Below are 10920 nucleotides of genomic sequence, written 5' to 3' on the forward strand. Positions count from 1 at the left end.
GCCAGTCCTGAGCCCAACTAAGCCAGTCCTAAGCCGCCATCGATTGCGACCACCTGGCCTGTCATCCACTCCGAACCAGGGCCGACAAGCCTCACGATCCATTCTGCTACATCGTCCGGGACGCCTCGCCGCCCGAGCGGTATGCGCGCGCGCTCCTGTTCCTTGATTGCCGCTGCCTGTTCCAGGGAAAGTCCCATCATGCCCGTCAGCGCGCCGGACTCGATGGGGCCCGCCGCGACGGCATTCACCCTTACGCCGAGTGGCGCAAGCTCCAACGCCCAGCAGCGGGTCAGGTGCTCCAATGCGGCCTTGCTGGCTGCGTAATGGGCCAACCCAGCCACCGCTTTGTGGCCGAAGGTGCTTGAGACGTTGACGATTGTTCCCCTGTTTGCCCGCAGGTAGGGAAGAGCAGCAGCAGCGAGCAAACTTGGGCCGAGCACGTTGACGGAGAAGATGTCCATGATGCGATCGCCTGTCGTATCTTCCAGCGGAAGGATTGCGCCTGCGCCCGCGTTGTTGACCAAAGCATCCACTCTGCCCCAGATATCGACTGCCTTGGCGATTGTGCGCCTGGCATCTTCGGCGGAGGCGACATCCGCAACGAGGCCCTCGATGTTCGCATGCTCAGCCATCGTTTCTTCGATGGGGCCGGGACGGCGGCCGGTCACGAGCACCTTGTCGCCTTGCCTTGCGAAGCGCCGCGCCGCCGCCCGTCCGATGCCGGAGCTGCCGCCCGTGACGATCACGACCTTTTCATGCAACATGTTCGATCACCTTCTGCGGCCATTGAGGAAGCACGTATGCGGATGATCCACGCTTCGGTTTACGGTCGTGCTGAGATTTCCCCGCATTGAGATTGACTTTCGCTGAGATGACGGTGCTCCGTCTGTCGCGCGCACGGTCTCATGTTTCATCGTGGTGAGTTCCAAATTAATCAATGGTAGGCGAGCCGCGCCCCTGGGCGAGACGCGCGGCCCATTTCACGTGAGATGCCTACACCTCGGTTACATGCTCCGGATTAGCTGACGCGAGCGCAGCGGCACGGTTGGCCTGCGGCGGATAGATCCAGACCGTGTTGATCTCCTGCTTGGTCTTCTTTGCCACGGCACCGACCATCTCGATTTTTCGGTCCCAGCCTCGCGTGAAGAGCGCACCGGCCTCACCGAGATCGAGACAGGTGACGTATGCCTTTTGGTGATATGGCTTGGTCGGGACTCCCAACAGGTCGGCGGCGGCATTGTTGCCGGCAAAGGCGCCCATCCGCGTGGCGTGCTGGCACGACATCAGCGCGTAGTTGCCAACATCGTCGCATGCGGCCTTGGCGGCGTCGCCGGTCGCAAACACGCCAGCTACCGACGGCACGCGCAAATCCCGGTCGACGAGCAGCCGGCCGAAATTGTCGCGCTCGGACGGAATCTGCACCGTCAGCGGGGCGGCTCGAATGCCGGCCGCCCAGATCACGGTCTCGGCTTCGATGCGCTCGCCGTCGGAAAGCGTCACGCCCGATTTATCGAGCGCCGCGACGCCGGCACCGAACCGGGTCTCCACACCGAGCTTGCGCAGTGCCTCCTCAATGATGGGACGCGGGCCCGCGCCCATGTCAGGAGCGATCGCCTCACCTCGATCGACAATGATGATCCGCGGATTTGTATCCTTGCCGAGGATCGCACGAAGCCGTGCCGGCATCTCGGTCGCTGCTTCGATGCCGGTGAAACCACCGCCCGCAACGACGACCGTGTCACGCCCGTTTTGTGCCGGCCGATCCGCTAAACTATGCAAATGCCGGTCGAGGGCGATCGCATCGGCGAGTTGGTCAACGCTGAAGCCGTGCTCGGCAAGCCCGGGAATATTCGGACGGAACAGCCGGCTGCCGGTCGCCACGACCAACCGGTCGTAGGAGATCGACTTCCGCGTGCCCATGGTAGAGGCAACTTCCACCAAGCGGGCTTCGGTGTCGACCGTCTCGGCGCTGCCCTGCACGTAGACAACATCGATAGCGTTGAAGACATCCAGGAGGGGCGCCGTCAGAGTTTCGGGTTTCGGTTCGTAAAGCCGTGGGCGGACCACCAGGGTCGGCTCCGGTGCGATCAGCGCGATCTCGAGCTTTTCGGGCGAAACGCCCTGGATGTCGCGCAGGCGGGCGGCCGAAAGTGCGGCGTACATGCCGGCAAAGCCGGCACCGATGATGACAAGTCGCATGTAATCTACTCCAGTAGTTTGAGTTTCCGGTGCAAGGACGTGAGGTGAAGACGCAAGGCTGCTACGAGCGAGAGGAGTTCGGGTCATCGACGTAGAAACCGGCTTACTCGTTGACCCGTACGTTGCTGATGCCATGGGCACCCCAAGAGCGAGCTACAAGGGTCAGGAGAGATCATCGTTCGCGACCTTTACTCCAGTCCGGCGAGCCTCGCCGATCACCGGCATTCTCATGCCATCGCCTTTCTTCGATCGAGTGCAGACAACACGCGCGCACTCCCAACTCCGCGCGCTTTTGCTCTGTCGACGGAAGTAAAATGAAAATATCGAGGGGCGACACTGTGCGAGGGTCTATCTCGCTGGTCCAAGCGGATAGGTTGACTTATCTACCACCTTAGTTCGACGCGCTTGAGCGTAGCTACGCGAACCTGCGGCCAAGGATGTCTCGACGGCTTTGAAGTCATTCCGAAGACACTAACGAGTGCCCGGTAGGTTCGCCGAATGGTCCACTAAAGTGTGCTCTTCTTGGGCCTACCTTTGCCGCTAAAAGATAGCTTTCTTGACTTCTGAAAGTTTCACAAACGGGGCAAGTCATATGAGCGCTATTCAGAGACCGCCAATAGGGCTTCTCGAAAGATATACTGGTGCAGATTTCCTTCCACTCTATACAGCACGAGTAACATTAATCGGAGGCGAAGCGCGTCACGGACGTGCTTCCGGTATCGCCAAGTCCGATGATGGTGCACTGAGCGTAGATCTCCGCCTTCCTAATGAGCTCGGCGGTCCCGGCGGTGGAACAAATCCAGAGCAGCTCTTTGCTGCCGGATTTGCTGCTTGTTTTCATGGCGCGCTCAATTTGATTGCATCAAAGGGCAAGCTTCCGATACGCGACTCTTCTATTCGAGTCAGCGTTACGTTCGGTCGGGATCCAGCGGATGGCTTGTTTCTGCTCAAAGTTGATACGGAGGTTACTCTTCCCGGGCTTGACCGTACGATCGCTCAGGAGTTGATCAAGGAAACAGAGCGGGTGTGCCCTTATTCGAAGGTGCTCCGCCAAGGTTGCGAGAGTACCATCTGGTTGACGTAGAGAGGCGCGTGCTCTCGGGCAACTCTGGCTTCGCCTCTCTGAGTGTCCACCTAAGAAGGCCGTACCTAAGAACGCTCGAGGCGGATAATCAAGGCTGGCGCGAGGGTACGAGCCAGCCTTTGGGCTGGTTCAAGCGACCTGTTGTACCGGGCGATCGTTGGCTTCGACAGGATGGATTCCCCGCAAACCTATTTGTACGCGGTTCCAAAGATTGATTGCGCCGATCATCAACGTTAGGTAGCCTATCTCTTCCTCGTTGAATTGTGCTTCGACTGGCTCGTAGTCAGTATCGGGAGCGCCTGTCTGAGCGATTTGCGTAAGAGCCTCCGTCCATGCGAGCGCGGCTCGCTCACGTTCCGAAAACAGAGGGGACTCTCGCCAAGCACTCAACATGTGAATTCGCATGTTTGTCTCACCTGCCTTGATAGCTTCCTTCACGTGCATATGGATGCAATAGGCGCAGCCATTGATCTGTGACGCTCGAAGCTTGACCAGCTTGAGCAGGCTCGATTCGATGCTTCCGGCGGCGAGCGCTTCTTCGACTCCCAGCATAGCTTTCACGACATCGGGGGCCGCTTTGAAGATGTTCAATCGAGATTTCATTGGTCGTCCTTGATTGCGAGGTTCTTATTCATAGTCACCGCTATCTATGGTCATTGCGCCCGGCAATTAGCGTTCGTAGGTGGTGAGTTCTGTATCGTTCGTGTCCACCACGAATATGGCTAGGAGCCTAGCAGGGTTCGTGTTGCTTGCATTGCGACTGACCCCGTGATGATCACCTGGGTTTTCGATCCAGAACTCTCCCGCCTTGTAGGTTCGCGGCGGCTGTCCGTTGACACCGATCACTACTTCTCCCTCCAAAACGTAGGCCAGAATAAATGCGGACTTAGCATGAGTGTGAGGCGGCGAAGAAATGCCAGGCTCATACTTGACGAGGACTGTCTTAAGTGACTTCCCTGGTAGATTCGGTATCATGCCGGCGAAATCCAGCGTCACGGATGCTCCGGCGTTCTTGGCCGGATGAGATTCCTGAGCCATAGCGGCGTTGACAACGAGCACTAGGCTTACCGCAAGCCAGGTGAGGTGTTTTCGCATTTGGTCTCCCTTTCGTCGTCGTTTTGGAATTGCCCTCTCTACGATCGGGCCAGAGGTCACTTGTGTCCCAAAGATAGCCCGACCTTTATCCGTCCGGGTTACAGCTGATAGGGCCAAATGGGTTCGAAATGATTGTACCAAGGCGGGTCGAGAAGGTGGCGGGAAGTCTGTATCGGATCTCGACCTTGCTGCGCGGTCAAAATTGGCTCATTCGGTCCAGTTCGCGAAACGCTGCGAGCCGATAGCTAGGTCTATGTGCGCTCGCCTATGGCTTCGATGATCCGACGAGCAGGCGCATTGGATAACGCAGAGGCCGACGCATGCCCAGAGCACCCACGCCCATCCACTCGTCAAGTCGCGTACGAGACCCGCGAATGGAGGGTCGATTGCTGCCAGTAGACTTCCGGCGCATTGCGCCATTCCTGAAAGGCTGGCAGCTTGTCTGACGTCGGAAGAGCGTAAGCTTATGAACGCGAGACCGGCGTCCTCGACGTGGTGGATCGCAGATCCTTAGTAGACAATTCCCTACACCTACCGCTCAGTCAGTGCAGTCTCAAGAAGGGGCTTCAAAGCGGTCCAGGCTTGCTTCGCTGCTGTTTCACGGAGGTTCGTCACCCCCAGGATGAGGCCTTGCTTCGCTGTAGTTGGGTTGGCGTACCAGGGGGAAAGTGGCATGGGGGACAAGTTACGTGCGACAGCTCTCCGGGCAATGTCCACGTCGCTTGTTCCTTGAGGGCAGGGTATTAAGACAGCGAGACCCGCCATAACTGGCTCTGCGGCCTCCCCCCTCATTGCCGTCAGAAGCGCGTCTCGTCGTGCAGCGTAGAGACGCTTCATGTGCCTAAGATGGCGCAGATAATTGCCTTCTGCAATGAACCGTGTCACTGCCAATTGCGTCGCGGTGGCCAGAGACGGTGAGAGATAGGCCGCTGCTTCACCGAACTTTGACGTTATTTCTGCTGGAACGACCACGAAGCCAAGGCTCAGAGAGGGCTTCAGTGTCTTACTGAAGCTTCCTATGTGAATGACTTTGCCGTGAGTATCTTCGGATGCGAGCGCAGGAGCTGCTCGACCTGCCAACTGGAGCTCGCTGAGATAATCGTCTTCAATGATCCATCGGTCTCCTTTAGCAGCCCAGCTGAGTAGTTGATTTCGCCTCTCTTTAGACATAGCGACCCCAGTCGGCGCGTGCTGCCCGGGCGTCACAACGGCCAGATAGGCGTCGGGATAGAGCGTCGCGGCACTTACGTCCATCCCGTGCGAGTCGACGGGTATCGGTGCAGCTTTCATCCCAGCCAACTCCAAACCCCAGCGCGTCATCGGAAAGCCGGGGTCTTCTATGAGGGCGGTTCGTCCAAAAGCCCCCAGTACGTGCAAAGTCAATGCGAGTCCGGCCCGGAAGCCGCTGGTAACGATAATTTGGTCCGGGTCGCAGTGAATGCCACGAGCTATCGCAATATAGCTGGCGATTTGACTCCTGAACTCATTGTTCCCGCGTGGGTCAGGATAACTGGTCGAAGCACTGGCTTCCGCTCGAACCGCCCGCGCATGTACGCGTGCCCAGAGCTTGGCGGGGAAAGCATCTTGTGCTGGCACCCCGGTTTGAAACGGGAGAACCGGAAGACCGAAACCACGCACGATCGTCTCGAGCGGGCGGGCTATCTTGAGGTCAGGAACTTCTACCGTTTGAACGGGCTTTTCCGAAACGTAGGTGCCTGCAGCGCCCGCGGTTACGATCAGGTGTTCGTCGAGGAGTCCTTCGTAGGCAACCCGGACTGTGCCGCGGGCGACTCCGAGCTGAGCAGCTAAGTCCCTCCACGAGGGTAGTCGCGAGCCTGGTCGAAGGCTGCCACCCATGATTGCCGTACGGAGATTATGGTGGATCTGCTCTGCGAGTGATAGCGGTCCTGACTTGTCTATCTGGATATCAAAAGCCGAAGCTTCGAATGGCGCATTCATGATGCTTCACCTTGGTCCAATGTGCGATCACTGGATTAACATCCTCCTGTCCAAATTCACAGAAGATGCTCAAGGTCCAGGGGTGTCTCAGGGGAGACAATCTTAGCAGTCGCGCCCAGATCTGGCGGAACGCGCGACCGAACCGGGGATGCACATCCGCCCAGATGCCTAGGCACCCCGATCCAAATTGGCGGAGTGATCCCCAAGCCCTGTTCTGTACCTGAAATTCGCTGACACAGTCGGGCGAATTTCTGGAGAATGCTGCAGGCGTTGGTTTCGGGTTTGGCTCGCAGAGCTTAGGCCAGCTCCTAAAAAGATCCCGCTGCGTCGGAAGCAGCGGGACAAGTTTGGGAGAGCTTGCTTGCTGGCGAGAAGGCCTTGCTCCTAATATCAGTCCGCCTCACTCCGTCGGAGCGACGCTTTCTCGCTTACCACGCTGTCCTTTCGCTTACTGCCTTCCGAGCCGCTCGATGCGTTTACCAGGCGGGTGACCAGGCCAATTGATTACGCCATTCCGCATCGCAGGCGAGTGAAACAGTCGCTCGGCATATTCAGGCACTTTCGAGCAGTCTTTCCACATCCAATCGTACCCAAGATAAAGAAGACGGAAGAGACTCACACCCCAAAAGATATCCGGCAGAGTAAACCCATCGGGAAGGATCCACTCGCCTTTGCCTTCCGCCAACCTTTGGTCCAATTGCACAATGCTATTCTGCGTTGCAGCGATGATGCCCCGCATGTTCGCTGGCGCCGATATGAACCCACGCCCTGCCTCTTCCTTGATGATCTTGTGCTCATACGCGTCCCGAAGCGCGGAATCGGTTGGGAGGCCTGCCAACCGACTACGCACCAATTCGATCTTCTTGTTGTGCGCGCCAAGCATTCCTGCACGAATTTCTTCAGGCCTATCATCCCCGTCGGGATTGGCTCCGTAGAACAACCCAGCATGTGGTATCGCGTCGACAATCGCCACTTCTCGCCAGACCCTATTCTGCCAATGCAGGGGGACCAAACGGCCCTCACTCAATCTATCGAGGTACGCCGCAATCAGCCGCGAATCCGCAACGACCTCCCCCTTCTCATGATCGACCAACGTGGGCACCGCGAGAGCATCGAAGCCTTCATTCTCGACACTTGAGCCTCCAGAGTAGCCATTCACGAATGGGCGGCTACGTGCTATGGCCGACGCCATGCGAAGCTCCACGTACTCCGCCGAATAATTTTCGCTGAACGGCGGCATGATGATCAGCTCGCTGCTCGCGAATGGAACTCCTATCTGAAATAGAGCCGCGCGAATTTTTTGAGAACAGATCGACATCGTGAAGTGAAATAGCTCAAGCCGTGGCGCGGATGACCGACCGTCTCTCGGCTTCGGCGTAACATTACCACCTGAAACGATGCACCTGCGTTCCGCATCTCCAACCGCGGAATTCCTGGCCCGATCCGCCAGCGTACTAACAGACGCCGCTGATTTAGTTGTCATTGTTCTCCCCGATGCTTGAGTCCTAAATCCAGACTGCTGCTCATCGTTTCTCTGGATCCGATATATTTCTTCGCCATCAAATTAGGGCCAGCAGGGCCCCATTTGAAGCTATGCTTTTCCGAACCAAGCGTTCAACGCATCGGACGATACCTTCGAAGAGCAGACTGCCACGTAGCCCTGACGCCTCTCGGCAATAACTTCAACGTCGTCCTAATCTATAGACGATGTGTCCGACATGGCCCGACTTCCCGGCCTGCTCGTGCTGCATTTACTTCTAGACAGTAATCAACCTCCGTATTTTCGGTTGCTTCGCGGCGGTTGACTCTCAACAACTCTGGAGCCAAAACATGACTCTCCTCTTAGTGATCGAAGCTAGTCCGCGCCACGAACATTCGGCTTCCCGTATATTAACCGCTCAATTCGTGGAGAAATGGGCCCGCTCACACCCGAATGGGTCAGTTGTGGTGCGCGACCTTGTGCAATCGAACCTACAGTTCGTTGATCTACCGTGGATCGGAGCCGCATTTACTCCGCCCGAACAGCATTCGCCGGAGCATGCATCGGCCTTGAAGACATCAACCACCCTCATCGAAGAACTCAAGGCGGCCGACCATATTGTAATCGGCACGCCGATGTACAATTTTTCGATTCCGGCACTCCTCAAAGCATACATCGATCAGATCGTCCGCGTCGGCGTTACGGTTTCGACCGCTTATGAAGGAATGCTGAAGAACAAAAAAGCGACAGTAATCCTAACGACTGGCGGTGATTTCTCGCCTGGAGCACCGTTCGCTTCGGCGAACGTGGCGAGCTCGTATCTTAAACAGATCCTGGGCTTCATTGGCATCTCAGATGTTGATATCGTCCTTGCCGTAAAGACCCTCACTATTGACCAGGGCGAGACAACGCTTGCAAATTTTGCTAGCCAATTCGATGCCGAACTCTCGGCAGCAGCCGCTTAGCTGCGAGGGGCAGTTTAGAATCACTACTGCCCCGCGTTGTTGATATCATCGTGTTCGGATGCTGGCGTCCACTCGTCGCCGGCATCCAGTCTTTCGAGTGACATCTGCAGTTCTGTTTGACAGTTTGTGCTCTGCGACTAGGATGGATTTGGAGAGGGCAGCTTCCCACCCTTCATCGTCGTGCTGCAACCAAAGTAACTGCTCGAGATCGCCTTCCAGCTTGCGTCCGCTGGATAGTTTGCAACTTAGGGATCTGCAGTCGACGGAGCACGACACCCAGCGATTGGTTTCTCCTAGGACCGCAAGGCCGCTGCACGTTTCTGTAGCGTTCCGCCGTGCGCTCCGCGAGAGGTTCGGCAGCATCTTCTGGCAACTGGCTTCATAGGCTTGGCAATCGGCGGATCGGGGAATGAAGGAACGGTGAAGACTTCGCCCTGGTCGAGGCCGATAAGCGCCGCCACCCACCATGTCCTCCGTACCCATCACCATCTCGCGCGGGACATCCGTTAACGGCGTTAACGGCATGCCGGCGAACTCCCAGAAGTCGGTGGCCGTGGCACCCGGCAACACCGGCTGCACTCTCGCGTTCTTCTCTCCAAATCGTGCTGAAGCGAGCGCGTCAGCGCGAAAGGTTTGCTGCCGCCATAGAAAGCATTGAGAAGCCCCCGGGGCGACACTAACAATAGACGCCATATAGAGGATTGTGCCGCTGCGCGTGACGAAGCCCGGCGCGGCGGCATAGGTTACAGGCGCCTAATCTTTCGCCTTACCCACGGGGCAGCCCGCCGGAGGATCGCCGATGAACGTCCTCGCAGAGAACAATTCTGGGAACGGGATTTCTTCGAGAGTTGGAGTCAGCCACGCAATTCCTGAGACGCCGAAGTACGCATTGCGGGATCCCAAGGTACGTCGAGTCAGCATCAGGTGGCGATATTTCCACGTTGTAAATTCCTCCGCAATATCGGCAAGTGTCTCACCCAAGTTCTTGATCTCGGGTCGCTCGTCGTACGCAAGTTTCCAGGCACGTTCGACCTCGGGGCTTGGCGTGTAAAGCTGCGAAAAATCGCGCTCAAACTGAGCCTTTGGAATTGGGAGCTTCTCTCGATGGAGGTATGCTAGCACATCGTCGTAGAGGCTCGGTTCGCTAAGGGCCTCATTTAGCTGTCGCCACCTGTCCGGCTGTGGCTTGAAATGCTCCAAGTGTTCTTTCTGTTTGATGCCAAACAGATAAACCATGTGCCTATAAGTCCAGCCTTGGAGAGCGGTATCGCGTCCAAATGCTGCTCCCGCTGCACCAAGCATCGGAAGCAGATCAGAAGGGGTCATCCATGATAGCGAGCGCCACGTTGCGTTGAGTGGCTCATGCGCATCGACCACCCGGCGCAATGCTTGGTGGGCCTTGGCAAGATTGTTCTGCCTCAGGCTCCGTTGGGCTACCTGAAGTTCTCGTACAATAAGTGCCCAATAGAGCTCCATCACTTGGCAGTTGATGATGAAGGAGTATTCTCCGGGATGGTCGCTCACTGTTCGCTGAAGTGTGTGCAGTATCTCTGTCTGCAACCACATACTGTACGGCGTTTGTTCGGCTCGGTCCTTCTCAGTGAGTTGGATGTTCATGGCTTCGTTCCTCTTGTAAGGGTGTCTTCCTAGTGCGGGGTTCATCAAACGCGCATGTGTTGACCGGATGGCCTTGATGCGCGACATGGCGCGACGCAAGAACCTCCGACCATTGGGTGAACGTCACCGACGCACAGTCGAAGATGCTCAAGTCCTCACGCCAATGTTCGCGGTGTTTCGTACCCTTTGGAAAGACCTTCGAGGGTGAACGCATCGTCTAGGATATTGAACGACAGAGATGTTCGCTTAATCCAGTCGTCTGAAGCAATGTCAGCAATTATCGGCGAGCGCGGAATACCCACGATTTTACTGTACCTGTGGGTATCCTCAGAATTAGGCCGGCCTCGGTGCCGACCCCTCGGCATAGTATACCGTTTCGATGATCTCGCGGTGCGCCCGTGGCAACCGATCAACACTTGTCCGGGCAAGAAACGGATCTTCTTGCAATCGATCTCGACGTCCGGCGCATTTACCTCGTTCTCGAGATCAAGTGCCCTCCGGACAATCGATCCTCTCGTGCG

At 57.0% G+C, this 10920-nt stretch carries 9 protein-coding genes; 2 read left to right on the plus strand and 7 right to left on the minus strand.

What is annotated here, in order from left to right:
* Positions 1–17: 17 nt before the first annotated feature.
* Both UP10_RS13250 and UP10_RS13255 read right to left on the minus strand, forming a co-directional pair.
* The gene (locus tag UP10_RS13250; protein ID WP_044587775.1) at positions 18–764 is read right to left on the minus strand and encodes an SDR family NAD(P)-dependent oxidoreductase; all 747 of its coding nucleotides are present in this window, start codon (positions 762–764) and stop codon (positions 18–20) included.
* Between the two features lie 229 nt (positions 765–993).
* Complete coding sequence (locus UP10_RS13255) at positions 994–2199, minus strand: NAD(P)/FAD-dependent oxidoreductase (protein ID WP_044587776.1); 1206 nt, start codon at positions 2197–2199, stop codon at positions 994–996.
* Positions 2200–2791: 592 nt separating this feature from the next.
* Between UP10_RS13255 and UP10_RS42945 the strand changes: the two genes are divergently transcribed.
* The gene (locus UP10_RS42945; protein ID WP_082077083.1) at positions 2792–3283 is read left to right on the plus strand and encodes an Ohr family peroxiredoxin; all 492 of its coding nucleotides are present in this window, start codon (positions 2792–2794) and stop codon (positions 3281–3283) included.
* Positions 3284–3412: 129 nt separating this feature from the next.
* Here UP10_RS42945 and UP10_RS13260 read toward each other — a convergent pair whose 3' ends face one another.
* From UP10_RS13260 to UP10_RS13275, 4 genes are all read right to left on the minus strand, one after another.
* Entirely contained in the window at positions 3413–3886 is a 474-nt protein-coding gene (locus UP10_RS13260) for a carboxymuconolactone decarboxylase family protein (RefSeq protein ID WP_044587777.1), read from the minus strand.
* 66 nt (positions 3887–3952) lie between these two features.
* The gene (locus tag UP10_RS13265; RefSeq protein WP_044587778.1) at positions 3953–4378 is read right to left on the minus strand and encodes a cupin domain-containing protein; all 426 of its coding nucleotides are present in this window, start codon (positions 4376–4378) and stop codon (positions 3953–3955) included.
* Between the two features lie 531 nt (positions 4379–4909).
* The gene (gene pdxR / locus UP10_RS42950; RefSeq protein ID WP_044587779.1) at positions 4910–6337 is read right to left on the minus strand and encodes a MocR-like pyridoxine biosynthesis transcription factor PdxR; all 1428 of its coding nucleotides are present in this window, start codon (positions 6335–6337) and stop codon (positions 4910–4912) included.
* Positions 6338–6785: 448 nt separating this feature from the next.
* A complete protein-coding gene (locus UP10_RS13275; RefSeq protein WP_044587780.1) occupies positions 6786–7655 on the minus strand; it encodes a glutathione S-transferase family protein in 870 nt (289 codons plus the stop codon).
* 512 nt (positions 7656–8167) lie between these two features.
* Here UP10_RS13275 and UP10_RS13280 point away from each other — a divergent pair.
* The gene (locus UP10_RS13280) at positions 8168–8782 is read left to right on the plus strand and encodes an FMN-dependent NADH-azoreductase (protein ID WP_044587781.1); all 615 of its coding nucleotides are present in this window, start codon (positions 8168–8170) and stop codon (positions 8780–8782) included.
* 753 nt (positions 8783–9535) lie between these two features.
* On the opposite strand, the gene UP10_RS13285 is transcribed toward UP10_RS13280, so the two are convergent.
* A complete protein-coding gene (locus UP10_RS13285) occupies positions 9536–10399 on the minus strand; it encodes a tryptophan 2,3-dioxygenase (protein ID WP_044587782.1) in 864 nt (287 codons plus the stop codon).
* Between the last annotated feature and the right edge of the window lie 521 nt (positions 10400–10920).

It is taken from the genome of Bradyrhizobium sp. LTSPM299, from assembly GCF_000938235.1.
Taxonomy (GTDB): domain Bacteria; phylum Pseudomonadota; class Alphaproteobacteria; order Rhizobiales; family Xanthobacteraceae; genus Bradyrhizobium.

What these genes read in the sequence shown, in the direction of transcription:
- UP10_RS13265 (WP_044587778.1), bottom strand. Translation starts at nt 4,378, where the DNA reads ATGCGAAAACACCTCACCTGGCTTGCGGTAAGCCTAGTGCTCGTTGTC.
- UP10_RS13285 (WP_044587782.1), bottom strand. Translation starts at nt 10,399, where the DNA reads ATGAACATCCAACTCACTGAGAAGGACCGAGCCGAACAAACGCCGTAC.
- UP10_RS13250 (WP_044587775.1), bottom strand. Translation starts at nt 764, where the DNA reads ATGTTGCATGAAAAGGTCGTGATCGTCACGGGCGGCAGCTCCGGCATC.
- UP10_RS13260 (WP_044587777.1), bottom strand. Translation starts at nt 3,886, where the DNA reads ATGAAATCTCGATTGAACATCTTCAAAGCGGCCCCCGATGTCGTGAAA.
- UP10_RS13275 (WP_044587780.1), bottom strand. Translation starts at nt 7,655, where the DNA reads ATGTCGATCTGTTCTCAAAAAATTCGCGCGGCTCTATTTCAGATAGGA.
- pdxR (WP_044587779.1), bottom strand. Translation starts at nt 6,337, where the DNA reads ATGAATGCGCCATTCGAAGCTTCGGCTTTTGATATCCAGATAGACAAG.
- UP10_RS13255 (WP_044587776.1), bottom strand. Translation starts at nt 2,199, where the DNA reads ATGCGACTTGTCATCATCGGTGCCGGCTTTGCCGGCATGTACGCCGCA.
- UP10_RS13280 (WP_044587781.1), top strand. Translation starts at nt 8,168, where the DNA reads ATGACTCTCCTCTTAGTGATCGAAGCTAGTCCGCGCCACGAACATTCG.
- UP10_RS42945 (WP_082077083.1), top strand. Translation starts at nt 2,792, where the DNA reads ATGAGCGCTATTCAGAGACCGCCAATAGGGCTTCTCGAAAGATATACT.